This window comes from Sorangium sp. So ce119 (assembly GCF_051524405.1).
Taxonomy (GTDB): Bacteria; Myxococcota_A; Polyangia; order Polyangiales; family Polyangiaceae; genus Sorangium; species Sorangium cellulosum_G.
This window is the reverse complement of record NZ_CP150310.1, coordinates 5,557,025-5,583,474: the sequence shown is the minus strand read 5'-3', so window position 1 is coordinate 5,583,474 and position 26,450 is coordinate 5,557,025. Positions and strand designations below refer to the sequence as shown.

The following is a 26,450-nucleotide window of genomic DNA, read 5'->3' as shown; positions in this document are numbered from 1 at the left end:
GCTGACGCCTCGCGCACCTGATTGGATCGTGATCAGTCCGCGGGGCGCGGTCCGACCGGAGCCCATGAAACCGACCTTCGCCTGACCCGCGTGTCATGGCGCATTCGGCTCGGATGACGCTCCATCGTGGTTCGATCCCAGCAAGGACCTCAAAGGAGCCACCCATGAAACAGATGACCGTCGCCTCCTCCGCCGCTCTCGCCACGCTGCTCATCAGCGCCTCTGCCCTCGCCACCACCGCCGCGCCGACGCCCACGTGCACCGTGATCCAGCGGGGTGTCCTCGGGGACATCTACAACGCCGAGATCTGGAGCCTCGCCCCGAGCTATCACGTCCCGACCCCCTTCGAGGTGAACACGGGGTACTCCAGCACGGTCGGCGAGAAACGAGCCCTGTTCGGCTTCGAGCTCGGCGCCATCCCCGCGAGCTCGCTCATCACCTCGGCCAGGTTCTATGTCCTGACCTACAGCAGCACTACCCAGATCGTCCGCGCCCACCGGGTGCTCGCCCCCTGGACCGAGAACGACGTCACCTGGAACAACCTGGGCGGCATCGATCCGACGTCCTTCACGTCGTTCCAGTCCGGCGGCTCGGCCTGGCGCGAGCTCGATCTCACCGAGCTGGTCCAGGAGTGGGTGAGCGGCGTCTCGCCCGCCCACGGGATCCTCCTCGAGGAGGACGAGAACGGCAAGACCTCGTACAGGGGCAGCGCGCACACGGACCTGTCCCAGCGCCCTTTCCTCGAGGTCTGCTACACGACGCCGAAGGGCTCGATCGGCGACAAGGTGTGGTTCGACGCGAACGCCGACGGCCTCGAGGACGCCTCCGAGCTCGGCATCTCCGGCGTCGTCGTCGACCTCTTCGTCGATGGGAACTGCGACGGATCCGCCGATGGACCCCCGATCGGGACGACCGCGACCGACGCGAACGGGTTCTATCGTTTCGGCGAGCTCGAGGCGGGCTGTTACGCCGTCGCCGTCGATGACGCGACGCTGCCGCTCGGGCACCTCCTGACCACCGACGACGAGCCGATCGCCGTGTCGCTCGACGCGGGGGAGAACGTGACCGACGCCGACTTCGGCTACGTGACGTACTCGTCGATCGGCGACACCGTCTGGCTCGACAGCGACGCCGATGGGCTCTACGAGCCAGACACCGGCGAGCTCGGCGTCAACGGCGTCCTCGTCGAGCTGTACCACGATGGCGTCCTCCTCGACTCCACCGTCACCGGCGACAGCCCCTACAGCGGCCAGCCCGGCTTCTACCTCTTCGACTCGCTCCCCGCGGGCGCCTACTCGGTGGTCATCACCGCCGACAACTTCATGGAGAGCGGTCCGCTCGCCGGACAGGAGCCGTCGGCCGATCCCGACGGCGGGCTCGACAACACGGGCAACGTCTCGCTCGGCTGGGCCCAGGACCTGCTCGACGCGGACTTCGGTTACCAGCTCTCCTGCGGCAACGGCGTCTGCGGCGGCGACGAGAGCTGCTCGACCTGCGCCGTCGACTGCGGCGTCTGCCCGCCGCTCTGCGGCAACGGCGCCTGCGAGATCGGCGAGGACTGCGGGAGCTGCAGCGCCGATTGCGACGTCTGCGCGCCCGTGTGCGGCGACGGCACCTGCGACCCGAGCGAGACCTGCGGGAGCTGCAGCGCCGACTGCGGCGCCTGCCCGCCCGTGTGCGGCGACGGCGCCTGCGAGGCCGGCGAGGACTGCGGCACCTGCTCGGACGACTGCGGCGCATGCCCCGCGGTCTGCGGCAACAACGCCTGCGAGAACGGCGAGGACTGCGCGAACTGCGCCGGCGACTGCGGCGCTTGCCCCGCGGCCTGCGGCAACGACATCTGCGAGGCCGGCGAGAACTGCCTCGAGTGCCCGAGCGACTGCGGCATCTGCCCGCCGGTCTGCGGCAGCGGCGTCTGCGAGGTCGGCGAGACCTGCGGGAGCTGCGCGGCCGACTGCGGCGCGTGCCCGCCGGTCTGCGGCGACGGCGTCTGCAAGGCGGGCGTCGAGGACTGCTCGAGCTGCGCGGCCGACTGCGGCGCTTGCCAGTGCGCGTCCCCCGGCACCGGCACCCCCGGCTACTGGAAGAACCACCCGAACGCGTGGAAGGTCTCGAAGCTGACCATCGGCGGCAAGACGTACACGAAGGCTCAGCTCCTCGACATCATCAGCCGTCCGACCCGGGGCGACGTCACGTACATCCTCGCGAAGCACCTCATCGTCGCCAAGCTCAACGTCGGTATCGGCAACCAGTCGAGCTGCATCGAGCGCACCATCGCCGCGGCGGATGAGTGGCTCCGGCGCAACCGCCTTGGCAGCAATGTCAGGGACAGCCGCTGCAACTCGCCGTGGACGACCGGCGAGCCGCTCGCCGAGAAGCTCGACGCGTACAACAACGGCCGACTCTGCGCGCCCCACCGCGATGACGTCGATTGTGGCGGCGGCGAGCACGGCGGTCACCACGGCCACAACGGCCACCACCACGACCACGGCTGCCGCGGTCGGTAAGAACCGGGCCTGCCTCGCCGCCGGGGCGTCCCCCCCGGCGGCGGGGTCCTTCGCCCGGACCGGGACGACGCGTTCGTCGTCCGCGCTGCGCCCGTGCGCGCTATGGTGTCGACTCCCGGCCGGGGCCGGGGGTTCCCTGTTGCCCATGCCGCCGACCCGCCTGCTGCGCAGCGCCGAGATCCCCCAGGCCGACAACCTCGCGAACGTGCGGCGCGTGCTCGACGCGCTCGCGACAGGGGTGGCCGCGAAGGAGCAGATCGCGGAGCAGACGGGCATCTCCCTGCGCCACGTCGGCTATGCGCTCGCGGCCGCGCGCGTGCTCGGGTGGCTCGGCGACGACGACGCCTCGGTCACGCCCGCCGGGCACGCGCTGCTCGCCGCCCCGGCCGGCACCCCCGACGAGCGGGCGCACCTGCGGCGCGCGATCTTCGCGTGCGACGTCGTGAAGGAGGTCGCGCCCGATCTCTTCGAGCCGGCGGCGCCCACCCCCTCCGCGCTCGCGCGGCGCATCTTCCGCTTCACCGCGGGCATCGGCAAGGAGACGGCGCGCCGGCGCGCGCAGACGCTGCTCGCCTGGCGGAAGCAGGTGCTTGAGCAGCAACTGCCCCTCTTTCCCGGGCGCTCGAGGAAGCGCGGCGTGGCCGGCTGATCTCGCCGGCCGGCGCCGCGCGTCCGCCGCGGAGCTACCGCGCTGCCGGCTGCTTGCGCGGCTGCTTGTGGGCGCCGCGCGCCGCGCGCAGCTCGTCCGCGGTCAGCTTGTTGTCGCGGTTCGCGTCCGCCGCCTTGACCCGCTCCCAGCGCTTCTCGCCCACCTCATCCCGGGTGAGGAAGCCGTCGCGGTTCTTGTCCTTCCGGGCGAAGCGCTCCTTCTGCTTCGCCTCGCGCGACTTCCTGTGCTGCTCGGCGTGCGCCTTGAGCTCCTCGGCCGACAGGGCGCCGTCCTTGTTGGTGTCCGCCGTGGCCAGCCGCTTCTGCGCCTTCTCCGGCAGCTCGGAGACGGCCAGCTTGCCGTCCCCGTTCTTGTCGAAGCGCTTGATCATGCGGGCCGGATCCCTGGGGCGGTGCTCGCGGCGCGCGTCCTTGTCGTTGCGCGGCGCCGCCGTGCCCTCCGCGCCGCCCGCGGCGTAGGCCGCTCCGCCGCCGGCGAGCACGGCCGCCGAGAGGAAGGTGCCGAGGACGAGGCGACGGATCGCGCTGCGGGCGGTGTTCGAGACGAGGGGGCGGTTCATCTTGGTCGTGCTCCTTGGTGCAAGGGCCAGCCTGTTCTTGCCGGCTTCTGGTGGTGAGACGCGCCCCGGCCGGCCCTCCCTACGCGCCTCTCGAATTTTTTCTGGAGCGGGCGCCTCGCCGCTCTGTCCGCCCCCTTGCTTCGAGCGCGCTCCGACTCTTACGGTGGCCTGCGTCGAAGCGCCGCGGCCCCTCGCCTCGGCGCCAAGGAGGCACACCATGCACACGCGAAAGCTCGGTCCTCTCCAGGTCTCCGCCCTCGGCCTCGGCTGCATGGGCATGAGCGATTTCTACGGCGACCGCGACGAGGCCGAGTCGATCGCGACGATCCATCGCGCGCTCGAGCTCGGCGTCACGCTGCTCGACACAGCGGACATGTACGGGCCCTTCACGAACGAGGAGCTCGTCGGCCGCGCCATCGAGGGCCGGCGCGATCGCGTCGTCCTCGCCACCAAGTGCGGCGTCGTCCGCGATCCCAGCGACCCCAACGTCCGCGGCATCGACGGCTCGCCGGAGTACATCCGCAAGGCGTGCGATGCGAGCCTGCGGCGCCTGCGCGTCGACGTGATCGACCTGTACCAGCTCCACCGCGTCGACGCGAAGACGCCGATCGAGGACAGCGTCGGCGCGATGGCGGACCTCGTGAAGGCCGGCAAGGTGCGCGCGATCGGCCTCTCGGAGGCGGGCTCGGCGACGCTCCGGCGCGCCCACGCGGTGCACCCGCTCGCGTCGGTGCAGACCGAGTACTCGCTCTGGACGCGCGACCCCGAGGACGACGTGCTCGCCACGTGCCGCGAGCTCGGCATCGGCTTCCTCGCCTACAGCCCCCTCGGTCGCGGCTTCCTCACGGGGCAGATCAAGCGGTTCGAGGACCTCGCGCCGGACGACTACCGCCGCATGTCGCCGCGCTTCCAGGGCGAGAACTTCCAGCGGAACCTCGATCTCGTCGCGAAGGTGGAGGACATCGCGCGCGAGAAGGGCGTGAAGGCGTCGCAGCTCGCGCTCGCTTGGGTGCTCGCGCAGGGGGAGTTCATCGTCCCGATCCCCGGCACGAAGCGCCGCAGCTACCTCGAGGAGAACGTCGCCGCGGCGTCGATCGCGCTCACCCAGGGCGACCTGCGGCGCCTCGACGAGGTGATGCCGAAGGGCGCGGCCGCCGGCCTCCGGTATCCGGAGCCCGGCATGACGCTCGTGAACCGGTGAGCGCCGCGCCCTCCCGCAACCCGGGGGCGGCGTTCATGCCACCGCGACTTCCGGCACCCCCGGCTGCCGGAGGACGCGCAGCGGGCCCTCGGACGAGACAAGGCCTGCGAGCGCCGGGTCGGTCATGACCTCCAGGATGTCGCGGTCGGCGCCGTCCACCGTGCACCGGCGGCGCACGAGCCGGACGACCTGCGAGTAGTCCACGTGATCCAGGTCGTGCGCGAGCCCGGGCGGCTGCCACAGCGCGTGCTGGCCGTGCCGGTGGGCGGCCTTCGGATCGTACCAGCCGTAGTTCGCGGCCCGGTCGCGGCTCCCGGCGAGGCGGTTCGTGAGCACCCAGTGCTTGCCGACGTTCTCGATGAGCCCGGCGCGCCCGGCGACCCGCTCCTCGACGCGGCGGTGGTGCTCCAGCATGCGCGAGGTGTTCGCCATCGTCGGGTCCGGGGCGCCGATGCACGGCGGGATCCGCACGCTGGCCTGCTCCCAGACGAGGTCGCAGAGGCGCGTCGTCAGCATCGCGCACTCGAGCAGATCCGCGAGGCGCTGCGTCGTCCGCGCGGAGGCGTTGATCCGGACGGAGTCCTCCGCGTCGCCGATGCGGAGCGCGTCCGCGCTCACGAGGAAGGTCGCGCGGTGCTCGCCGTGCTCGCTGTGCACCGGCGCCCAGCAGATGGGCGCCAGCAGGCCGCCCTGCGCCGCCTCGAGGACGGCGTCCTCGCGCGCCGCGCAGGCGCGCTCGGGGAGGCGTGCGATCCAGTCCGTGCCTCGTACGACCTCTGCCATGCTGCCCCCCCGGCGAGCGCGCCCCGGTCGGCCGCGGTCGGCGCGGCGCTGTCCGATGGGCGTCGTGAGCTGATCGGCTCGCCCGTTCATTGTGTGGAGGGCGCCCGAGCGCCGCAAGTCGCGCGGCGCGCAGGGCTGTCGCGGGCGCAGCGACGTCGCTCGCGCCGCGCGGCCATCGCCCTCGCCCGCACCTCGGCTCCGCTTTGCGCAGCTCGCCCGCCAGCCCTAAGCTCCGCCCATGTCGCCCCTGGAGAGCCGGTCCTCGTCGCGTCACCCCAGGCCGTTCCGGGCTGTCCGCCTCCTCCTTGTCGCCTGCGCCGCCCTGGCCGCGCCGGCCGCCGGCTGCGGCTCCGGCGGCGCGCAGGGCTCCGGCGGGGCCGCCGCCGAGATCGCCTCGATCGACGCGCGCCTGCGCGGCACGTTCCGGCTCGTCCGCTTCGATCCCGAGGTGCCGCTCGAGCCGATGCTCGCGTCGATGCTCGAGTTCCAGTACGCGCACCTGGTCATCCGCTTCGACGGCCAGCGCATCCTCGGCGACTCGCCCGGCCTCCACGTCGACCGCGCCTACGAGATCCGCGAGCCCGCGTGGAACCGGTTCAAGATCATCTCCTACGACGAGGCGGGGCTCGCTTACGAGGCGGTGTGCGAGTTCTCCGGCGAGAAGGAGCTCATCGTGTACGCGCAGACGCCGCCCTGGAAGGGCGTGGCCACGCTTCGACGGGCGCAGTAGCGGCGCGGGCGCAGTAGCGGCGCGGGCGCAGTAGCGGCGCGGGAGCAGTAGCGGGCGAGCCGCCGCGCCCTCTGGCCCGCGTCGCCCGCGTCGCGCGGCCGACCGGCTGGCCGGAGATGGTGTACAAGGGGCGGCGCGACGTGGCCGAACCGAGACCGCAGCAGAAGAGCGATCCGCACGGGTGGCGCCGGGAGGCGAAGGACCTCACCGGGGCGATCGCCGGCGGCGCGATCGTGGGGATGCCCCTGCTGTACACGATGGAGATGTGGTTCCACGGGATGATGCTCCCGGCGTGGCACCTCGGGGGCATCCTTGCGTTGACGCTCGTCGTGACCTTCCTGTGCTCGCTCGAGTCCGGCTTCCGGAACGAGGACACGCTCTTCGGCGTCGGCATGGAAGCGGTGACGTCGGTCGGGATCGGGATCGCCCTCTCGGCTGCGATCCTGGCGTTGATCGGCGAGATCACCCTCGACCGCGCGCCACGCGAGGTCGTCGGCAAGATCATCCTGCAGGCGGCCGCGGTGAGCCTCGGGGTGGCGTTCGCGAACGCGCAGGTCCGGGAAAAATCCCGCACCGGGGATGATGAGGAGGCGGAGAAGCCCCCGGAGGGGGATCCGGAGGCGCTGCAGCTCAGGGCGGACCTGCGGGACTTCTCGGCCGCGGCGGCGGGCTCGCTGCTGTTCACGCTGAACATCGCCTCGACGGAGGAGGTCGTGCTGATCGCGTCGCGGCTCTCGCCCTGGCGGCAGCTCGCGATCCTCGGGGTGAGCGTGGCGCTGTGCTACGTCATCCTGTTCGCCTCGGGGTTCGAGCGGCACGAGGTGTACGTCAAGAGCCTGTTTCAGAGCCGGGGGTTCGAGACGCTGATGACGTGCGCCGTGTCGCTGCTGGTCGCGCTGGCGCTGCTCGGCCTGGTCGGGGAGCGAGAGGCGACGAGCGATCTGCCCACGCTGGTGGCCAGCGTGGTCACCCTCGGCCTGCCGGCGATCGTCGGCGGCGCGGCGGGGAGGCTGGTGGTGTGAGCGAGGCGCGAGGGCAGGGGAAGGACGCCGGCGGCGCCGGCGAGGGCCGGCGGGTCGGAAGGCGCCTGGCCGAGTGGGTCTCCGTCGCCATCAGCGCGGCGTTGATCCTCGGCCTGGCCGTGTTCCTTGTGTACGAGGGGCTGACGGGATCCAGGGGCTCGGTCGTGCCCGAGGTCCGCGCGCTGCCCGATCGGGCCGAGCAGCACGGCGACGTGTGGGTCTTGCCGGTCCGGGTGAAGAACCAGGGCAGGCAGATGCTGGGCGACCTCGGCGTGGAGCTCCGGTACACGCCGCCGGGAGCCCCGCAGCCGGAGCGCGTCGAGGCGACGATCGACTACCTCGGCAAGCGATCCGAGCAGGAGGTGTACTTCTATGTGCCGGGCGATCCGCGCGGCATGTCGATCGAAGCGCGGGCGCTGCACTTCCAGGTGAAGTGAAGGGGTCGTTCCATGGATGCCGCCGCTCTCTCGCCGAACGAGCGCTTCCTGCTCGATTTTCACCGGTCCCATGCCGGGGCGACCTCCGAGTTCTTCGGCCCCGCTCGGACGCCTGAAGGCGGCGACTCCTACGACAGGCTCGCTGCCGTCGTCCCCGAGGGGGACGAAGCCGTCGTGCTCGACCTGGGCTGCGGCGATGGCCTGCTGCTCGAACGGATCCGCCAGCGCCGCGGATCGTGCGCGAGGCTGATCGGGCTCGACATGTCCGCAGACGAGCTGGCCGCCGCTGCGCGACGGCTCGGGCCGGAACTCCGGCTGCTCAACGAGCGCGCCCAGGCGATCCCGCTCCCACCTGCGTCCGTCGACGTGGTGCTCAGCCACATGGCGCTGATGCTCATGGGCGATCCGGCGAGCGTGATCGCCGAGATCCACCGCGTGCTGCGGCCGGGGGGCGTCTTCTCGGCGATCGTGGACGGAGGACCCGCGTCGAGCGATGGCTTCGCGTGCTTCGTCGAGGCGTTGCGCCGGACCTATCGCGCGACGGGTCGACAGCCGCTCCAGCTCGTCCATCCCGCCTTCACGTCGCAGCAGGCATTGCTGGACCATCTCGGCGAGGCCGCGGGGTTCTCGGGGGCGCGCGTGGAGGAGCTGTCCGTCTCCCGACGGGAGCCTCCAGCGCGGCTCTGGGAGCTGATGCTCCTGACCTACGACATGGTCTATCTCTCCCCCGGAGAGGTCGAGCTCGTGCGTCGTGATTTCCTGGACGCCGTCGAGGCGCTCCGGGACGCCGAGGGCCTGGTCGGGTGCTCCATCGGCCTGCGCCAGTTCACCGCCCGCAAGCGCGGATGAGCCATCTCCGAGCGATCACGAGGATTTCAGTCCTGTTCCCTGGAATGCTTCTTCGCGATGAGAAAATTGCCTTCGATTATGCAATGCGCTGGGTGTGCACGTTGAGTGATAAAATTCGATCCGTGATCGCAATGCCGTGATCGGATGCGTCGCGCATCCTGGTTCAGCGCTATTGAGCTTGCGTCACGGCTCGCGCGGCTCTAATTCCGCCCACGACGAGTTCGGTCAGGGAGCCGGAGCGAGATTTCAACGCCAGGGCGCAAGGACGCCAGGGTGCAAGAAGAACGCTATCCATGCCTTCTTGCATCTTTGCGCTCTTGGCGGCTTCGCGTCGAGCTCTCTCTCCTCTCTCGAGGCAGGTCCCTGGCAGGATTTCTGCCCCGCGGCGCTGGAGGTCGTGGACTCACGATCGGCTCATTGCAGGGGAGTCGATTCCCTGGGGAGACATCGTGTCGCAACGCCACGAAAGGGCGTCGGGCGAGAAGCTCGCACGGCGTGCTGCTGACGAGGCTCGGGCGGTTCAGCGCCCGCCCGGCGAACGTGCGCAGGCGGATGGCGCGCCGCGCGTACCTCACGAAGCGGGTCGCCCGCACGCAGCCGGAGCCGACCTGCTGGCACCCCAGCCCGCCTGGAGGGGCCGGCGGGCGGGACGACCGTGGCTCAGCGAGCCCTACCTCGTCGAGCCGCTCGTCGCGCCGTCGCCGGCGCCCCTCAGCCAGTCCGCCGAGCGCCCTGGGCCGTCTCGCCCTCGCGGCGGTCCGCGTCGCGCCGGAGGCTCCTGACCTGCTGCGCGAGCGTGCCGACGCGTCGCTCGATCCGCCGTCGGAAGCTCTCGAATCGTTGCTCCAGGTCGAGGAGGCGTCGCTCGTGGTCCACGGGCGTCCTCGTCTCCGCCGGATCTGCGTGCCTGTCGACGGCGTCGAGCGTCAGCATCATGAACTCCGGCTCGCCGGCGCTGGAGGACGGCGGCTTGGGATCGATCTCGGTCCAGCTCCTGGACGACGGGCGCGGCGCGCGGCGGTTCGTCCGGGTCACGGCGCCTTGAGGAACGCGTCGACGCCTTGCCATACCGCACCTTCCAGCGCTGCTGCCATGTCCGGGCCCAGCGGCAGCGTATGGCGCCCCGAGGCCGCGACCACGAGCTCCCCCTCGCGGAGCCGCGCGACAGAGAGCCGGTGCACCGGGCCGCTCGGCGGATGGATCGACCACGCGACCGCGGTCTGGGCCAGCTGGTGTCCGCCCTGACGCACCGGCTTCGGCTTGAGCCTGAGCGCCGGAGCCGGCACGTGGGCCGCCTCGTCGACAACGAAGGTCGCCGTCACCTCGACGCTCACGGCCTCCTTCCCCGGCGTCCCTGGCCAGTCCGCCGAGAGGCGTCGCAGCACCTCGGGCCACCCGCCGACAGCGCGGCTGGAGCTCTTGATCTGCCGCGGCGTCGGCCCCTCGGGCAACAGCTCCCAGCGCAGCTTGAGCCGCGCGTTCGCCTCGGCGCCGGGCGAGGGGCGTAGATCGCCGTACAGGTACAGCGGCCCGATCCCGCCGGTCGGGAGCGCATAGAAGTACGACGCGTAGTCGACCTTCCTCTCGCTCGTGCCCGCGCCCGGCATCGCCGACATGCCCGTGGCCTCGGCGAGCCGACGCCACTCCCTCCCGGAGGCGCTGGCATGGATCACGGCCTCCAGCGAATCGAGCACCACGCCGCTGCCCCTCGACCTCGGCTCCGACCGGTCCCCGCTACTGCTCCTCGCCCGCGCAGCACGTCCCGACACAGATAAGTGATCTATATCGCCTTTGTTGAACAGTCGAAATAATTGCCACTTACAGGCAATTTGTGGGGTTTTGAGTGTGTTTGGATGGCGAAATGTACGTGTCGCTGCGACGTAGGGCGCCCTGTCGCAGGTGCGCTGTTTCCGTTCAGTCCCTGGGACGAAGCGACCTGCGCGGGTCGCCGGCGGGGTCGATGAGCTCGAGCCGGACGTTCCCGTGCTCGTCTTCCGCCCTCCGGAGCTGCTCGCGGAGCATACGCCGCCACGGGATCTCGCCGAGCAGGATGTCATCAATCGCCCATGCGAGGTGCTTCATGGCGGCCCCCAGCGCCTTGACGCCGTTCGTGAACACGAGCTCCGTGTCGGGCGTGATGAAGGGCCGTGATTCCAGGCCCCCCGCGGTGGAGATCGCGGGCGTCATCAGGACGGTGTCCGCGGCGATCACGTCGGGGAGGTGTTCGGCGCGGGTGCCTGTCTGCTGGATGGCTGCGATACGCCGCTTCACGGCCTCGGCCGGGTCGCTCTCGAGGTGCCTGTCGACCCGGAGGTTCAAGGCCCACACGGCCGCGTACCAGGGGTTGCGGATCGCGGGGAAGCCCGGGCTACGCTGGATGATCCCCGAGCGCAACAGGAGCCTCGGAGCGATCATCTCCAGCGGCACGCCGTCGCGCCGCAAGCTCTTCAAGGCCGCCACCTGGCTGCACGCCTTCACGAGGGATTGACCCCGGTGTTTCACGGGCACCGTCTCCTGGACGTAGAGCGTGTGCTTGACCTCGATGTACGCGAGCACCGCCTCGGCCGGCACGCGTTCCTTCTTGTCCATGCCGCGGTCTTCTCGAAGCCTGCGCAGCGTTCGGAAGCGCGCGGCGTCGTAGATGATGATGTCATCGCCCTGCTTCCGCCCGGCGCTGTCCACCACCCAACCGCGACACATGCCCACGCGCCGCGGGAGGAAATCCTTGAGGGTGTCCCAGAGCGTGCTCTCCAGCTCGTTGCCGAGCTCCAGGATCTCGAGGCGGCGGAGCTTCCGGAGCTCGGCGTCCAGGTGCTCGGCGCTCTCCTCGAACCACCCGCCGTAGAACTCTGTTTGCGGCGGATCCTCGTCGCCGCCGACCGGCGCGCCTCGGCCGCGCCTGGCTGCCGCTGTCCCGGGTCCCACGGCCCTCTTCCTGCTCGTACGTGCCACGACGCTCCCTGCCGCTGATGCGCGCCCTGTCCATCACCGGCCGCCCGACCGGCACGCGCCTCGGTCGGACGCCCTTCCTCGACGCGCCGCGCGCTTCTTGCGCGCGATCTTCACCCCCGCCGCGGCTTCCGCTCGAGCCACGCGCGCTCGCCCCACGGGCACGCGAACTCGAGCGGCTTCGTCAGGATCCAGAGCACCGGCAGCGGCGGCGGGGCCGGCGGCGTGGGCCCGGCGCCGTCCGTGAAATAGATCACCCCGGAGACCCTCCGCGCCGCCAGGAACTCCGGCGCGAACACAGGCCGCAGGTCGGTCCCGCCGCGGCCGGCCACGTCGCCGAGCCGCCCCTCGAAGGCGTACACGCGCGCCACCTCCGTGTCGCACTCGGCCACGGTGATGCGCGCGACCTCGCTCATCGCCTGGAGCTGCCGGGCGATCTCCTCCAGCTCCTCGCGGCGCATGCTCATCGACGTGTCGATCGCCACGAGCACCGACGGCCTCGCGATCGCCCGGGGCGCGTACGTCCTGCCGGGCACCTCGCCCACGCGGCCCGGGAAGCGCCGGTTGGGGCGCGCGTACGTGTGCACCGGCGCGCGCTCCCTCGCCACGAACATCCGCAGCGCGGTCTTCCAGTCGAGGGGGTGCGCGCGCGGGCCGAGCACGTCGGTGAGCTCCTCGATGAGCCGGCCGGGCGTCTTGCCCGCGAGCAGCAGGCCGGGCAGGTCCACGGGGTCGCCGTCACCAGCGAGTTCGCTCGCCTCCTCGGCGGCGCGCAGCAGGAGCTGCCGCGTCTGCTCCACCGCGCCCGGCTCCCGCGACGGGCGGCGGAGCACGCGGTGGTCGTCGACCGCCTCGCCGCCCCGCTGCGGGAGCTTGCCCTCCCGCGCGGCGCCCACGAGCAGGTCGTAGCGCTCGAGCGTGCTCTGGCCGCCGCGCAGGCCGATCGCGGCGTACGGCTGCCAGCGGATCGGGTCGGGCAGCGGCTCCTCGATGTACTCGTTGGCCGACATCTCGAGGGCGAGGTCCATCAGCTCGGGCTCGTCCGCGCCCGCGAACTTCGGGTGGCAGAGGTGCCCGAGCGCCACGTGGTGCACCTCGTGCAGGAGCACGCCCCGCAGGAACAGGGGCTCGCTCATGAACGACTCCACGTTGACGTGGAGGAAGAAGCGGCCCTCGAACATCGAGACCGCCATGCGCTTCACCGACGGATCCGCGACCGGCGCGAGCCGCCCGAGGATCGCCGCGTAGCAGGGGTACCGCTCCAGGAACCCCGGATCGCGCACGAAGGCGTCGAGCCACGCCGCGAGCGCGTCCTCGGGCACCTCGCCGCGCCCCGCGGTCTCAGGCCCCGGTTTCGCCGTTCCCGTGCCCGGATCGTCGCCCCCCCGCGCCGGTTTCGCCATTCCCGGCCCCGGATCGCCGCCCCCCCGCGCCGGTTTCGCCGTTCCCGGCCCCGGATCGCCGCCCCCCCGCGCCGGTTTCGCCGTTCCCGGCCCCGGATCGTCGCCCCCCCGCGCCGGTTTCGCCGTTCCCCGCGCCGTCGCGGCGTCGTCCCCCGCCGGCTTCGCGGCGTCCCTGCCGCTGCCCCTCATTGCGGCCGGATCGGCGTGACGCCGTGCTTCTTCAGCGCCCCCGCCAGCCGGAGCGCCCAGCGCTCGGGGAGCTGCGCAAGGAGCTGCCCGAGGCACGCCCGCGCCACGTTGCTCCGCCGCACCTCCACGAGCTTCGCCTGCTGCGCGAGGTGCGCCGACAGCGCCGTCACCACGAGGCCGATCCGGTGCTGCCGCAGCGGGTCGGCGCGCCACGCGAGCACCTTCTGCTCGGCGGCGCTGCCCGCGTAGTTCTGGAGCAGCTCCTCGGGCCGGACGTCCACGAGCTGCGTCGCCGTCGCGTTGCCGCCGAGCGCCTCCTGCAGGCGCTCGCGGTGGTCGCCCGGCAGGTCCCCGAGCAGCGCCTCGAAGGCGGCCAGCGACAGCTTCCGCTGCGCCGCCAGCACGCCGACCTCGGGCCCCTCGAGCAGCGGCGCGAGACGCGTGGTCACCTCGTCGAAGCGGTCGGTCTCCCCGCGCTCGCGGGCCGTGCGCAGCGCCTTCCCCGCGGGCGAGGTCGGGCCGTAGTCGGCGAGCAGCGCGCGCAGGTCGAACGGCAGCTTCGTCGACCAGGACTCCTTCGACGCGAGCAGGAGCTCGACCCAGCTCGGGGGCAGGTAGCCGCCGAGCGCGTCGCGCAGCAGCACGCCGTCCGCGAGCTCCTCGGGGCGGAGCGCGCCGAGCACGTGCGACGCGTACGTCCACGTGCGCGGCGGCACGTCCTCCAGGATGCGCTCGTGCGCCTGCCCCAGCGCGACCACGCCCGGGTGGATCCCGTTCTCCTGCGCCCAGGCGAGCCACGACGCGCGGTCGGCGCGCACGCTCAGGTTGAGGAACCTCGCCCGGAGCGCGCGATCGAGCGGCGTCACCTGGTAATCGGCGGACTCGGGGTTCACGGCGGCGAAGCACACCCAGCCCGCGGGCAGCTCGTACTCGTGCAGCCGCCGCGCGCTGAGGAGCTGGAGCGCCGGCTGCTGGATGTACCGCTCCGCGCGGTTGAGCTCCTCGAGCATCAGGATGCCCGCGCCGTCCTGAGGCAGCACCGAGGGCGCCGCGTACGCGGTCCGGTTGTCCCGGATGACCGGCAGGCCCACGAGGTCGGGCGGCTCGAGGAGGCTCAGGTCGAGCACGACGGTGGCGATGCCGAGCCGCTCGGCGAGCTGCCGGACGAGCTCGCTCTTGCCGATCCCCGTGGGCCCCTCGAGCAGCACCGCGCGCCGGGCGCGGTAGGCCAGCTCGAGCACGGCCTCGAGCCGCGGTCCGACCGGGATGGGCGCGGATCGCCCTTCGAGGAGGCTGGGTGAAGTCGCCGCGGCCGGCCTGCCCGGCGCGTTGCCATCGGTTCTGGGCTTCGTCACGTGGCGTCGGTAGGGGAGGTGCGGCGCGGGAGGCGCGAAGAAAAAACGCCGCGGCCCGGGGCCGAGCGGTGCTCGGCGTTCCGTGCCCGGCGGGCCTTCGGCGTTCTTGCTGCCGGGTTGACCCGAGCTCTAGCAGCCGGTGCGCGGCCTGTCATTCGCCGGCGGCGAGATAGGCGGCTGCGCGCTCCGGCGTCGAGGACGCGGCTCGAGCGCCGAGGACGCGCTCAGGCGCCGAGGACGCGCTCAGGCGCCGAGGACGCGCTCAGGCGCCGAGGACGCGCTCAGGCGCCGAGGACGCGCTCAGGCGCCGAGGACGCGCTCAGGCGCCGAGGACGCGCTCAGGCGCCGAGGAGCAGCCCGAGGGTGGTCGCGAGCGCGGCGTCGCTCCACGACGACAGCCCGCGGGGCAGCAGGACAGTCACCTGGTGAGGCTGGCCTCCGCAGCTCCGCGCCCCCTCGTAGTACCGTCCCGATCGGGTGAGCTCGTAGCTGCAGCGCCCGATCACGCCGGTGAGCTGTCGCTCGTCCAGCCGGTAGTCGGAGAGGGCGCCGGCCACGAGGCCGCGCGCGCGGAGCCCCGTCTCTGCCCGGGTCACCGAGAGCTCCAGCGGCATGCCGCCCACGACGCCGGTCGCGCCCTGGCCGGTCGCGGTGACGCTCACCGCCTGGTTGAACGCGACGCCCCGGACTGCCTGCCCGCCGCGCCCGCTGTCCGGAGGGTACACACCCACGTCGACGTCCGGCCCGAGGACGCGCCCCGGCTCGATGTCCGCGCTGACGAGCTCGCCCGTGGCGGTGAGCAGGATGAACTCGCCCGGCCCCGCCGCCCCGAAGATGTCCTCGCGAGCAGGGGAGTCGGCGGCCGGCGCCGGCCCGCACGCGGCGCCGAGCGAGAGCGAGAGACAGAGCACAGGGAGCAGCCTCATCCGCATCGCAACACCTCCGCGCCGCGCCGGCGCTCCCACCATGACACCTGCGGCGTGAGCGCGGTAGATGCCTGCGATCAGCTTGGAAGCCCGGAATTCAACGCAAAGACGCAAAGGCGCAAAGACGCAAAAAAAAGAGATCTTTTCATTGCGTTCTTGCGCCTTTGCGCCTTTGCGCCTTTGCGTTGAATTCTCGCTCCCTCTTCGCCTTTTCAATCCGCTTGTCGCTCTGGAGCAGAGCTGAGGAGGGGAGCGATGGACCACGTTGCCCCGGAGGCGTTGTCGCGCGGCGCCGACGTCGCCGGGCAGGGCCCGGTTTCGCGTGGGGTCCCGCCGTGGTACCCTGCGGCGCATGTCGACCTCCGCGGGCCGGGTCCCTCCGCGTGCGACCGCCGCGGACCTGCTCGCCATCCCGGAGGACCAGCGCTACCACGAGATCATCGGCGGCGAGCTGGTCCGGAAGGCCACCCCGGCCGGTGAGCACGGCGGGACCCAGGCGGCCCTCACCGGCGTCCTCTTCGACCCCTTCAACCGCCGCCCCGGCGGTCGCCGCCCCGGCGGCTGGTGGTTGCTCACCGAGGTGGAGATCGAGCTGGAGCCCGCGGAGGTCTACCGCCCGGACATCCTCGGCTTTCGCCGCGAGCGCGTCCCGGAGCGCCCGAGGGGCAACCCCTTGCGCGTGCGACCCGACTGGATCTGCGAGGTGCTGTCGTCCACCAACGCGCGCAACGACACCGTGAAGAAGATGCGCGTCTACCACCGATGCGAGATCCCGCATTACTGGATCCTCGATCCCAGGGAGGAGACGCTGACCGTCTATCGGTGGACCCGCGATGGCTACTTGACCGCGCTGCTCGCGGAGCGCGGGGAGCGCGTCCGGGCGGAGCCGTTCGACGCCCTCGAGCTCTCGGTCGGCGTGCTCTTCGGCGACGACGCCGAGGACTGACGCGCTCGTCCCTGGCAGGCCGACCGACGCGCCGCGCCGGCGCGCGCGGCCGGAGCCGCGCGGCCGGCCCTCAGCGCGGCTGCTCGATCGGGGCGCAGGTCGACACGCCCGCTCCGACGATGCGGAAGCCGATGTTGGTCATGTAGGCGGTGTCGATCGACCCGTCGGAGGGGCGATAGCGGCTCACGTTCGTCGTCCGCGACGCGGACTGCGGGGCGGTGTAGAAGTAGAAGTCGCCGCCCCAGAACGAGAAGGCCCATGCGCTCGGGGTCTCGATACCTGGCAGGGGCGTCGCCTCGATGATGTCGCCGGTCTCCTTGTCGATCTCGGCGAGCTGGACCGGCGAGGTCGTGAAGAAGCCGAAGAGGCGCCCGTCGCCGGTGCCGGTGAGCTCCGCCGACTGGCCGCGCAGCGAGCCGCTGAACTCGCCGACCGGCGTCACCGACGTGCCGTCGATCCTCCCGAGCCCGATACCCGGCGTGCTCGTGGTGCCGGCCACGAAGAGCTGCTCCGCCTCCGGGCGCGAGAGGTCGCTCGAGAAGCCCATGCCGAGCCGGGACCAGTCGCGCGGGAGCGAGGCCCCGGTGGGCTCGCAGCTCGCGTCCTCGGTGCTGACCTTGAACAGCGTCCCGGCGCTGTCGTCGCCATAGACGTAGTTGACCCACGCCACCGCGTCGCGGTCCACCGCCATCGAGTTCGGATCCATGTCGGTCTGACAACCCAGGACACCGATCCTCGTGAACTCCTTGCGATCGGGCCTGAAGCTGTAGAGCTCGTTGTCCTGTGAGAGCACGTACACGAGCTCCGCCCGCTCGATGCACCCGCTCTCGCCCTCCCCGCTCTCCCCGCTCCCGCTGCCCGCGCCGGCCCCGCCGGTCCCGGCGCCGCTGCCGAACACCTCGTCCTCGCCGCCCGCGCCGCCCCCGGGCTCGCCGCTCGCGCCGCTCCCGGTGTCGCTCCCGCCCCCCGGGCGCGGGCGGTTGTCCGTGGCGGACGAGCCACCGTCGGACGCGCTGCAGCCGCTCGCCGCGAGCGCCATCCAGAAGCACCATCGTGCGATTCGCATATCCGCTCTCCCTTTCGCGTGATTCGGTCTTATAGCGCGCGGAGCGCGCGCCCGGGTACCCGAAGTCACGCCTTTCTTCGGACGGTCGCCGCGCGCGCTCTGCGAGGGACGCAGGCGCACGCCCGTGTCACGTGATGAGCCTCCGCGGCGGGCGGAGTCATCAGGGCACAGCGATGACCTCGTCCGACTGGCAGCAGAAAAACGACGCTCCCTCCGGCGTCACCTCCCCGGCGGCGACTCCGCCCGTCGGAGCGCATGAGCCCGGCTCGTCCTTGATCCACACGGCATCCATGCTCTCGATCCGCAGGTCCGGCCCCGCGACGCACTTCGGCCCCGCCAGCGTCACCGTCTCTGCGCCGAGGAGCTGCCCGCACGAGGCGTCCTCGTAGACCGACACGAGCGCGGTGCACGCGCTGCCTTCGAGCGGTCCGCACCCGCACGGCGTGCAGCTCCGCGTGTCGTCGAAGCCCTGGTAGAGCTCGCGCAGATCCGGGTACTCCTCAGGGCACCTGGGCGCGCCGGAGCGGAGATAGCGAATGCACATCGCGAAGCCCGTCGGCAGCGGCATGGGCGCCGCCACGCACATCTTGCCGGGCTCTCTGCACGTGTGCTTGTCCGCGGAGCCCGCGCAGCCGCGCGCCCGGGCGCCCCACGGCGTAGGCAGCGCCCCTGCGGGATCGATCGCCGGCGCGCAGCCGCTCACCGTCGGCGCCTCGATGCGCAGCGAGCCGAGCTCGCCCGAGCTCACCGCCGCCGGCGCCGTGCACGCGCCGCTCCACCCCTCGGGCGCGTCGAACGACGTGGGCGCCGCCCCGTCGCACGCCGCCGAGGCGCTCCCCGTCAGCCCCCGCGGCAGCTCGCACGAGGGCTCGGTGCACCGGCACGTCGGGCAGACGTGCTCGGCGCCGGAGCCGCCGTACCCGTCGAACACGACGAACGGCGCCTCCGCCGGGCACTCCGGCACAGGCGCCTCGTCGGCCGCGTCGCTCGTCCAGAGCACGATGGGATCGTCGAACCCGAGGGGCGGCAGGGGAAGACAGCCGCCCTCGCACACGGCGCACGGGTCGTCGCACTCGTAGGCATCCAGCCCGTAGCACGGGTCGTCGCACGAATAGAGCTGGATGACGCCGCCGCTCCAGCAGCCCGCGAAGCTCCCGGCGACGGCGAGCGCGATCACGATCGGGTACCTCTTCATGGTCATGGCCTTCTCTGGAGCTGTCTCGGTCCGGCTTTCCGACAGGGTGTCGCCGCGCCGCCCTGATCTCCCGGCGCCGCCACCCCTACCTCTCCTCGTGCTCCGCCGCGCCGGCGCGGCGACCCGACCGGGGCGCGCGACGCCAGCGTCGATCCGGAGCCAGGGAGTGCCCGCACACCGGACTCCATACTTGGACCAGCGAACGCGGGAAAGCCCGATCTCGCGCGCAGACTCGATAAGTTGAGCGCATTCCGAATGCGTCGCCTGGATTATCAAATCTCGTGCGCGATGTGCGATGCGCGATGGCGAGATTCTCGCCCTCTGATACGGAAAGCGGCTGTTGAGCCATGGCGTTCTCCCGAGACGCATCGGGCCATGCCGGAGGTGGAGGTCAGGACGGACGGACAGGGGCCGCCGCGTGGACCCGGGCTCGAGCGGCTCGGTCCTTGTCGACCAACAAACAATACGGTATGGTATGATCGGAAGGTGAGGCACTCATGGATCCACTTGTACCGAGCGCCCTCCGGGCGGGGGGCGTCGAGGTCCCATGGGGGGACGTGTTCGCCTGGACGTCGAGCGGGGCCCTCGCGGCGCTTGCGGCGGTGCACGTCTACTGGGGCCTGGGGGGCGCATGGCCCGGGGATGCCCGGCACGAGAAGGTGGAGATCGTGGTTGGGCTCCCGAAGGGGAGCCCCTTTCCTTCCGCCGGCCCGTGTCTCGTCGTGGCCTTTCTCCTCGCGTCGTCCGCTGCGCTCGTGCTGGCGCAGCGATACGGCCGCGACGCGTCGCCGGCCCTGCTTCGGCTCGGCGCGTGGGCCGTCGCGCTCGTGCTCGGAGCGCGGGGCGTGGGCGGCTTGTTCGAGGCTCGCCTGCGGCCCCCCACGCGCGCGTTGCCGTACCACCGGATGAACCGGCTGGTGTACTCGCCGCTCTCGCTCGCCCTCGCGGCCACGGTCGTGGGCGCCGTGCTGGGCTGACCCCGTGGCGCGCACCTCGCGGAACGACTGGCTCGACGAGGGGCTCGACGCGCTCCGCGACGGCGGCGAGGGCGCTCTGACGATCGACGGGCTCTGCGCCCGGGTCGGCCGGACGAAGGGCTCGTTTTATCATCACTTCCAGGACATCGCGGCGTTCTTCGAGGCGCTCCTCGCGCGCTGGGAGGAGCGACAGACGTCGGCGCCCATCCACCATGCCGAGGGCGGCGGATCGCCGGAGCAACGGCGAGATCGGCTCTCGGCGATGGTGCGATCGCTGGACGGCCGGCTCGATCTCTCCGTGCGCGCGTGGGCGCTCCGTGACGAGCGCGCCTCGGCCGTGCTCCGTCGGGTCGACGCGCGCCGCGTCGACTACCTCGCGTCCCTGCACGCCTCCGAGGGGCGCGCGCGAGACACCGCCTTGCTGCTCGCGCGGCTGGAGTACGCGGCCTTCATCGGCGCGCAGCAGCTCTTCGCCGACCTCTCGGACGAGAGCACTCGCTCGCTGGAGCGCGCGCTCGATCGCGCCCTCGAGCTCCTGGCAGAGGACCGGCCAGCTCCGCGGCTGGAGGGCTCGACGGGGAGACGCCGCGCGCGGTAGGCCCCGGCGACCGGGCGCGCCTACGCCTGCGATCGCTCGAGCGCGTCCACGGCGTCCAGCGCCGCCTGGATCTGCGCGCGCTCCTCGTCGGAGAGCGGCGCCTCGCCGATCGCGGCGCGCAGGGCGCGGGCGCGCTCCGCTTCGCCCAGGACGACGGCGAGCTCGAGCCGGGCGGCGAGGGCGCGCGCGCGCTCGAGCGGGGCGTCCGGCGCTTCCCCGGCGAGCGCCACGTCGAGCACCTTGGCGGCCGCGGCGTCGTCGTTCTTGAAGTCGCGCAGCCGCGCCGCCGCGCGCAGCGCCTTGCCCAGCCTCGAATTCGAGCGCGACCCGGCGGCCCCCTCGTCGTAATCGTCCGGCGCGCCCCGCTTGATGAAGATGACCGAGTTGCCTGCGACATCGACCACGGTGAAGCGGCTCTGCCCCTTCCTCATGCGCGAGATCCGGGGAAAGCCGGCGATCGGCACCTTGCCGTACGCCTGCCGTAGGCCTTCCGCGAAGGTCCCGTGGAGGCGCTCGAGGTCGGACACGAGCACCAGGCACGCGCTGTACGACTCCCTGGGATCCAGCTTCTTGAGACCCATGAAGTGCAGGTGGACGTCGCCGCGGCGCGTCGCCGCGTACACGTTCGGCGTCGTCTGCTGGTGGGTCACCTCGAAGCCCAGGGCGCCGTAGAACGCCAGGGTATCGCGCATCGACACGCACGGAAGCACGGGAATCGTCGTCGGCTCGCCCATGAGATCACCCCTTTCGCGCCGGTCTCGCCGGCGATGATGCGTCTTCCTCGAGCACCTGCCGCGCCTGTCGCAGCGCATCGACGGCGGCGCGCAGGCTCGACGGGTCAATCCGCTTGCCGAGCCGGTCCGCCCACGCGGCGTGGCGCGCCTCGACCTGCCGCAGGGCCTCGCGCCCCGCCTCGGTCATCGAGATGAGCTTGGCCGTGCGGTGGTGCGGGTTCTCGACGTACTCGACGAAGCCCTCGCGCTGGAGCGCATCCGCGATCTGCTGCACGCCCTGGCGCGTCAACCCCATCATCCGCGCGACGTTCGAGACCGGCGCTGGGCCGTGGTCCACGACCCCGAGCACCTGCCAGCGCGCGCTCGTGAGCCCCGCCGGCCTGGCCAGGAGATCCCCGGCCTCGAGCGCCAGACCGTTCACCCGGAACACCTCGACCACCAGCTCGCTGAACGCGGTCGCCGCCGCGGTGAGCTTCGTCATTCGCAAGGCTTTGTCACATCGACAAATCCTTGTCAACTTCGGCGCCCGTGCGGCATGCGACGGCCGCGACGTCCCATGTCCTGGCCCGCCGCGCCGGCGGCGCTCGCTCCGGCGTCCTCGCGGTGGGGCACGAGCCGAGGACGCGCGTCCGCGGGCTCGTCAGGCCTGCGGCGTCGCTCGCCCGCGGAAGCGGCGGAAGAACGCGCGCACGTCGCCGATGAACAGGTCGGGCTCCTCCATGGCCGCGAAGGTGCCGCCGCGCTCGAGCTCCGACCAGTGCACGATGTTGTTGTCGCGGGCGGCGAACCTGCGAATGGGCGCGATGATGTCCCGCGGGAACACCGCGACCCCGGTCGGCACGGTCGCGGGCCTCACGTCGACGGCGAGATCGGCCTCGTCCGGCGTGTCCGGCGTCTCCACGAACGAGCGGGCCGACGAGCCGGCGGTGTTGGTGAGCCAGTACAGCATCACGTTGGTGAGGATGCGATCGCGGTCGATGGCGTCCTCGGGGGTGTCCTTGCAGTCGGTCCACTCCTTGAGCACCCCGACGATCCAGGCGAGCTGGCCGACCGGCGAATCCGAGAGGCCGTAAGCCAGCGTCTGGGGCCGAGTCGACTGGATCTTCTTGTAGCCGTACAGCTCCCGCAGGTAGTGGTCGGCCTTCCCGAGCCGGGCCTGCTCGATGTCCGTGAGCCCGACGAGCTCTTCGGGATCTCCGGACGGCCACGAGACAAGCCCGTTCGTGTGCACGCCGATCACGCGGTCGGGGGCGACGATCCCGACCTCGCGCGAGATCCACGTGCCCCAGTCGCCGCCCTGGGCGCCGTAACGTGGGTAGTCGAGCCGGCGCATGAGCTCGGCCCAGGCGACCGCGATCCGGCGCGCGCCCCACCCGGCCTCGCGGGTCGGCCCGGAGAGGCCGTATCCGGGGAGCGAGGGGATGACCAGGTGGAACGCGTCCGCCGGATCGCCGCCGTGGGCGCGAGGATCGGTGAGCGGGCCGATGACGTCGAGGTACTCCACCACGGAGCTCGGCCAGCCGTGCGTCACGATCAGCGGCAGCGCGCCGGGCTCGCGCGAGCGCACGTGGAGGAAGTGGATGTTCTGGCCGTCGATCGTCGTCGTGAACTGCGGGTGCTCGTTCAGCCGCGCCTCGTGCCGGCGCCAGTCGTAGGCGGTGCGCCAGTGGTCGGCGAGGTCCTTCAGGTACGCGAGCGGGACGCCGTACGACCAGTCCGTCGACGGCAGCGAGGGCAGCGCGTCGGGCCAGCGCGTGCGGGCGAGGCGGTCGCGCAGGTCGTCGAGCGCGGCCTGCGGCGTGTCGATGCGGAACGGCCGGATGTCGCTGTCGAGAGGGACGGGCAGGTTCATCCGTACTACGTAACGTACGACGTACGGTTTGTCAACGAGGGGGTCGGGTGACGCGAGGTCGTGGCGGGGAGCGCAGGGGAAGCGCGAGGCGCGCGCGGCAGGGCGCCGCCGTGGACGGCGACGGCGCGCTCGCCTGGAGGGGCGAGCATGTCGCCGCCTCGGGCGCGCTGTCGCATGTCAGACCTGCAACCAGAAATCTCAGAATCGAAAGGCGTCAGGGGCAACCTTAGGGTTAACCCCATGAAGTGAGCCGGGCTGGACCTTGGCCCGTCTCCTGCTAATCAGGGTGGACAGAGCGCCTGTGACGGCTTCCCCCCCCCCGCCGTCGAACGGGCGCTCTGTTTTTTTGTGCCCTTCGGGCGCGGTGCGCCGCGCGGAGGCGCTCCGGCGCGGGCTGGTATCTCGGGTGAGAAATCCCGCCAGGGCTCTCTCCGCGGATCGCTGGCCGGACTCCTGGTGCGTGGAACTGGCCGTGAGCGCGTGGCCTCGCGCCGCGCGCGGATGTCCTCGGCGGCACGGGGCGCGCGCCGCGTCGCCCTGGCTTTCGCCGGGCGGTCGGATTTGCTAACTCCGGGGCGCCCGTGCGTTCGTTCCTCATCCCCGGCGGCGCATCAGCGACATCCGCGTGAGATCCCCCAGCGCACTCCTCGCCATCGCGCTCGCCGTCATCGCCAGCCTCCGCGCGGGCGAGGCGCGCTCCCAGCCTGCACCCCGCCCGACCGACGCGTCGCCGCCTGACGCCGCCCCGCCGTCGCCTGCCGCGCCCCCCGGCGACCCGCCTCCGGCCGAGCCACCGACGCCCGCTGTCCCCGCCGAGGCGCCGGCGGGGATCGAGGTGACCGTCGAGGGCAACCGGGCCCCGGCGGGCTCCGTCTCGCTCTCGCGGCGCGACATCCGCGAGCTGCCCGGCGCGCTCGGCGACCCCTACCGCGCCATCGAGGTGCAGCCCGGCGTGACCACCATCGCGAGCGGCATGCCGTACTACTACATCCGCGGCGCGCCCCCGGGGAACATCGGGTACTTCTTCAACGGCATCCAGGTCCCGCTCCTGTTCCACGTGGGCGCCGGCCCGAGCGTCATCCCCGCCTCCATGGTCCAGCGCGTCGAGATGCACCTCGGCCCGTACCCCGCGGACATCGGGCGGCTCGCGGGCGCGGCGATCGAGGCCGAGAGCGCGCCGCCGTCCGACGTCTGGCGCGGGGAGGGGAGCCTCCGGTTCGTCGACCTCGGCGGCGTCGTCGAGGGCCCCATGGACACGGACACCCACGTCCTCGTCGGCGGCCACTACGCCGCCGGCGCCGCGCTCGCCTCCGCGCTCGTGCCGAGCGTCGACGTGGGCTACGCCGACTACCAGGCCCGCATCGTCAACCGGCTCGGGCCCGAGGAGCGCTTCACCGTCCTCTCGTTCGGCGCGTACGACTACCTCGCCAGCATCGACGAGGACGCCGGCGACGAGGGGCGGAACGTCCTCCTCGACAGCGACTTCCACCGCCTCGACCTGCGCTACGACCGCGACGAAGCCGCCTCCGGCGCGCGCGTGCGCGCCGCGCTCACCTTCGGCCTCGACCAGTCCCGCGGGGTCGGCGTGGAGAGCGCGCGGGCCTGGAAGCTCAACGCGCGGCTGAGCCTGGCCAGGCCCCTCCTCGGCGGGCGCGCGCTCCTGCGCGCCGGCATCGACGCCGCCGTCGACCGCTACGACGTGACGCCGCGCCCCAGCGCGGCGGACGGCGAGCCCGACGGGGCGGACGGCGAGCCCGACGACGCTCCCGCCGAGGGGACGGCGCAGCTCGACGAGAGCTTCCCCGAGCTCTTCCGCAGCCGGCTCGACCTCGCGCTCGGCGCGTGGGCCGACGCGCTCATCGTGCTCGACGAGCGGTCGACCATCACGCCCGGCGTGCGCGTCGACCACTACACCTCCCTCGGCGCGACAGCGGTCGCCGTGGACCCGAGGATCGTGGGCCGCTTCGGGATCGGCGAGCACGTGCGGCTCATCCCCGCGTTCGGGCTCGCCTCGCAGCTCCCCGGCCTCGCCCCGCTGCCGGCGCTCCAGATCGGCGGCATCCCGGGCGGCCTCCAGCGCAGCCTGCAGTCGAGCTTCGGCGTCGAGGCGAACGCCGGCCCCGTCAATTTCAGCGCCACGGTGTTCCGACAGGTGACGATCGGCCTGAGCGACCCGATCGGCACCGGCCGCGGCACGAACCTCAGCACGGAGCGCTTCCTCGCGCGCAGCCTCGGCGACACCTACGGCCTGGAGCTCGGCGCGCGCGGCGCGCTCCGCCGCGACATGTTCTTCCTCGCGTCGTACACGCTGTCGCGCTCCACGCGCACGCGCGAGCAGCGGACGATCCCCTCCGCCTACGACCGGACGCACGTCGCGCACGTCGCGCTGCTCTACGACCTCGGCAAGGGCTGGCGCGGCGGCATCCGCCACGTCTTCTACACCGGCTTCCCGGCCGACGAGATCACCCCGGGCCGCCCCGCGCGCGAGCACCCGGACCGCATCCAGCCGTTCTACCGGCTCGACATGCGCCTGTCGAAGCGCTGGGCCCTGAGCGAGCGCAGCTACCTCGGCCTCGTGTTCGACCTGCAGAACGCGACGCTCACGAAGGAGGTGTTCGACGTGAGCTGCGACGACCGCGGGTGCACCCCGCAGACGATCGGGCCCGTCACGATGCCGGGGCTCGCGATCGAGGGCGGGTTCTGAGGCGGGGCGCCGCGCGGCTCGTCAGCCGTGCGCCTCGCTCAGCGCGGTTTCTCCGCTCCTTCATCCAGCGCCCGATCGCACGGGAATCGTCCCCGCACGGGCGAGCGCCCGGGCCGGCGGCTCACCGGTGGAGCACCTCGAAGAGCTGCTCCAGCATGCGGTAGGTCAGCCCCCAGACGACCCGCTCGTCCACGCGCAGGCAGGGCAGGTGGACGACGTTCCCCTCGTGCGTGTACGCGTAGGTCGACGCGCACTCGCCGCGCGCCAGCGGCCCGAGCGGCGTCCAGAGCGCCTCGGCGACCTCGTCGCTCAGGGTGAGCTCCGGCGTGGAGCCCAGCGCGAAGACGAACGGGGAGATGACCAGCCCGACGCGCCGCCCGCGCACGACCGCGGGGAGGTCCGGCAGGCGGGCGAGCAGGGCGCCGTGCGCCGCAAGGTCGATCCCGACCTCCTCGCGCGTCTCGCGGATCGCTGTGTCGAGCAGGCTCGAGTCCGCCGCGTCGCGCCGCCCGCCCGGGAGCGCCATGTGCCCCGACCACGGGTCGCGCGGGTGCTCGGCCCGGCGGATCAGGAGGAGCTCGGCCTCGCCGGGATCCCGGTCGCCCATGGGCTCCTGCGCCGTCCCCGGCGCCCCTGCCGGCGCCCGCAGGATCGCGGCGACGGCGGCCTGGCGCTCCTGCGTGAGCGCGTCGAGCGCGGCCTCGCGCCCGGCGAGCCGGGCCACGATCGCGGAGAGGTCGTAGGAGGGGAGCACGGCGTCGAGGATAGCATAGGAGCTACCGGTACTTACGTGCCGAG

Annotated in this window: 25 protein-coding genes; 11 read left to right on the top strand and 14 right to left on the bottom strand. The window is 72.4% G+C overall.

Translation table 11 applies throughout. The annotated features are described in order from the left end of the window. The first annotated feature begins 164 nt into the window (after positions 1-164). Both WME76_RS20960 and WME76_RS20955 read left to right on the top strand, forming a co-directional pair. On the top strand, positions 165-2,507 hold the full coding sequence (locus WME76_RS20960) for an SdrD B-like domain-containing protein (protein WP_437961846.1): 2,343 nt from the start codon (positions 165-167) through the stop codon (positions 2,505-2,507). A gap of 145 nt (positions 2,508-2,652) precedes the next feature. Beyond that, positions 2,653-3,156 carry a hypothetical protein gene (locus WME76_RS20955; RefSeq protein WP_437961845.1) on the top strand — a complete coding sequence of 168 codons (504 nt, stop codon included), beginning with the start codon at positions 2,653-2,655 and terminating at the stop codon, positions 3,154-3,156. A gap of 34 nt (positions 3,157-3,190) precedes the next feature. Here the strand turns inward: WME76_RS20955 and WME76_RS20950 are convergent, their stop codons facing one another. Continuing rightward, positions 3,191-3,736 carry an EF-hand domain-containing protein gene (locus WME76_RS20950; RefSeq protein WP_437961844.1) on the bottom strand — a complete coding sequence of 182 codons (546 nt, stop codon included), beginning with the start codon at positions 3,734-3,736 and terminating at the stop codon, positions 3,191-3,193. A 217-nt stretch (positions 3,737-3,953) separates the two neighbouring features. Here WME76_RS20950 and WME76_RS20945 point away from each other — a divergent pair, with 217 nt between their 5' ends. After that, positions 3,954-4,937, top strand: a complete 984-nt coding sequence (locus WME76_RS20945; protein WP_437961843.1) for an aldo/keto reductase — start codon at positions 3,954-3,956, stop codon at positions 4,935-4,937. Between the two features lie 33 nt (positions 4,938-4,970). Here WME76_RS20945 and WME76_RS20940 read toward each other — a convergent pair whose 3' ends face one another. Continuing rightward, positions 4,971-5,720, bottom strand: a complete 750-nt coding sequence (locus WME76_RS20940; RefSeq protein WP_437961842.1) for a hypothetical protein — start codon at positions 5,718-5,720, stop codon at positions 4,971-4,973. A gap of 238 nt (positions 5,721-5,958) precedes the next feature. Here WME76_RS20940 and WME76_RS20935 point away from each other — a divergent pair, with 238 nt between their 5' ends. The 4 genes from WME76_RS20935 (at position 5,959) to WME76_RS20920 (ending at position 8,758) form a co-directional block, all read left to right on the top strand. Further along, complete coding sequence (locus tag WME76_RS20935; RefSeq protein WP_437961841.1) at positions 5,959-6,450, top strand: hypothetical protein; 492 nt, start codon at positions 5,959-5,961, stop codon at positions 6,448-6,450. Positions 6,451-6,590: 140 nt separating this feature from the next. Continuing rightward, a complete protein-coding gene (locus WME76_RS20930; RefSeq protein ID WP_437961840.1) occupies positions 6,591-7,472 on the top strand; it encodes a DUF2391 family protein in 882 nt (293 codons plus the stop codon). Then, complete coding sequence (locus WME76_RS20925; protein ID WP_437961839.1) at positions 7,469-7,909, top strand: hypothetical protein; 441 nt, start codon at positions 7,469-7,471, stop codon at positions 7,907-7,909. Before WME76_RS20930 ends, WME76_RS20925 begins: the two co-directional genes overlap by 4 nt. A gap of 12 nt (positions 7,910-7,921) precedes the next feature. Further along, positions 7,922-8,758, top strand: coding sequence for a class I SAM-dependent methyltransferase (locus WME76_RS20920; protein WP_437961838.1), 837 nt, complete (start codon positions 7,922-7,924; stop codon positions 8,756-8,758). 711 nt (positions 8,759-9,469) lie between these two features. Here WME76_RS20920 and WME76_RS20915 read toward each other — a convergent pair. The 6 genes from WME76_RS20915 to WME76_RS20890 form a co-directional block, all read right to left on the bottom strand. After that, positions 9,470-9,793, bottom strand: a complete 324-nt coding sequence (locus WME76_RS20915; protein WP_437961837.1) for a hypothetical protein — start codon at positions 9,791-9,793, stop codon at positions 9,470-9,472. Continuing rightward, positions 9,790-10,455 carry a hypothetical protein gene (locus WME76_RS20910; protein WP_437961836.1) on the bottom strand — a complete coding sequence of 222 codons (666 nt, stop codon included), beginning with the start codon at positions 10,453-10,455 and terminating at the stop codon, positions 9,790-9,792. Before WME76_RS20910 ends, WME76_RS20915 begins: the two co-directional genes overlap by 4 nt. Before the next feature lie 217 nt (positions 10,456-10,672). Beyond that, positions 10,673-11,683, bottom strand: coding sequence for a DUF6602 domain-containing protein (locus tag WME76_RS20905; protein ID WP_437961835.1), 1,011 nt, complete (start codon positions 11,681-11,683; stop codon positions 10,673-10,675). A 137-nt stretch (positions 11,684-11,820) separates the two neighbouring features. After that, on the bottom strand, positions 11,821-13,110 hold the full coding sequence (locus tag WME76_RS20900; RefSeq protein ID WP_437961834.1) for a vWA domain-containing protein: 1,290 nt from the start codon (positions 13,108-13,110) through the stop codon (positions 11,821-11,823). Positions 13,111-13,295: 185 nt separating this feature from the next. Next, complete coding sequence (locus WME76_RS20895; RefSeq protein ID WP_437961833.1) at positions 13,296-14,654, bottom strand: AAA family ATPase; 1,359 nt, start codon at positions 14,652-14,654, stop codon at positions 13,296-13,298. A gap of 338 nt (positions 14,655-14,992) precedes the next feature. Then, complete coding sequence (locus tag WME76_RS20890; protein ID WP_437961832.1) at positions 14,993-15,580, bottom strand: hypothetical protein; 588 nt, start codon at positions 15,578-15,580, stop codon at positions 14,993-14,995. A gap of 352 nt (positions 15,581-15,932) precedes the next feature. Between WME76_RS20890 and WME76_RS20885 the strand changes: the two genes are divergently transcribed. Next, positions 15,933-16,526, top strand: a complete 594-nt coding sequence (locus tag WME76_RS20885) for a Uma2 family endonuclease (protein ID WP_437961831.1) — start codon at positions 15,933-15,935, stop codon at positions 16,524-16,526. A 70-nt stretch (positions 16,527-16,596) separates the two neighbouring features. Here WME76_RS20885 and WME76_RS20880 read toward each other — a convergent pair whose 3' ends face one another. After that, positions 16,597-17,592 carry a hypothetical protein gene (locus WME76_RS20880; RefSeq protein WP_437961830.1) on the bottom strand — a complete coding sequence of 332 codons (996 nt, stop codon included), beginning with the start codon at positions 17,590-17,592 and terminating at the stop codon, positions 16,597-16,599. A 160-nt stretch (positions 17,593-17,752) separates the two neighbouring features. Beyond that, a complete protein-coding gene (locus tag WME76_RS20875) occupies positions 17,753-18,793 on the bottom strand; it encodes a hypothetical protein (RefSeq protein ID WP_437961829.1) in 1,041 nt (346 codons plus the stop codon). Positions 18,794-19,284: 491 nt separating this feature from the next. Here WME76_RS20875 and WME76_RS20870 point away from each other — a divergent pair, with 491 nt between their 5' ends. Then, positions 19,285-19,764: a DUF3995 domain-containing protein gene (locus WME76_RS20870; RefSeq protein WP_437961828.1), complete on the top strand. Its 480-nt coding sequence runs from the start codon at positions 19,285-19,287 to the stop codon at positions 19,762-19,764. Between the two features lie 4 nt (positions 19,765-19,768). After that, positions 19,769-20,362: a TetR/AcrR family transcriptional regulator gene (locus WME76_RS20865; protein ID WP_437961827.1), complete on the top strand. Its 594-nt coding sequence runs from the start codon at positions 19,769-19,771 to the stop codon at positions 20,360-20,362. A gap of 20 nt (positions 20,363-20,382) precedes the next feature. On the opposite strand, the gene WME76_RS20860 is transcribed toward WME76_RS20865, so the two are convergent. The 3 genes from WME76_RS20860 to WME76_RS20850 form a co-directional block, all read right to left on the bottom strand. After that, a complete protein-coding gene (locus WME76_RS20860; protein ID WP_437961826.1) occupies positions 20,383-21,096 on the bottom strand; it encodes a hypothetical protein in 714 nt (237 codons plus the stop codon). 4 nt (positions 21,097-21,100) lie between these two features. Then, positions 21,101-21,577, bottom strand: coding sequence for a MarR family winged helix-turn-helix transcriptional regulator (locus tag WME76_RS20855; protein ID WP_437961825.1), 477 nt, complete (start codon positions 21,575-21,577; stop codon positions 21,101-21,103). Positions 21,578-21,736: 159 nt separating this feature from the next. Continuing rightward, complete coding sequence (locus WME76_RS20850; protein ID WP_437961824.1) at positions 21,737-22,948, bottom strand: epoxide hydrolase family protein; 1,212 nt, start codon at positions 22,946-22,948, stop codon at positions 21,737-21,739. A gap of 625 nt (positions 22,949-23,573) precedes the next feature. On the opposite strand from WME76_RS20850, the gene WME76_RS20845 reads away from it, so the two are divergent. Beyond that, entirely contained in the window at positions 23,574-25,652 is a 2,079-nt protein-coding gene (locus tag WME76_RS20845; RefSeq protein WP_437961823.1) for a TonB-dependent receptor plug domain-containing protein, read from the top strand. 121 nt (positions 25,653-25,773) lie between these two features. Here the strand turns inward: WME76_RS20845 and WME76_RS20840 are convergent, their stop codons facing one another. Further along, the gene (locus WME76_RS20840) at positions 25,774-26,406 is read right to left on the bottom strand and encodes an NUDIX hydrolase (protein ID WP_437961822.1); all 633 of its coding nucleotides are present in this window, start codon (positions 26,404-26,406) and stop codon (positions 25,774-25,776) included. Positions 26,407-26,450 lie beyond the last annotated feature (44 nt).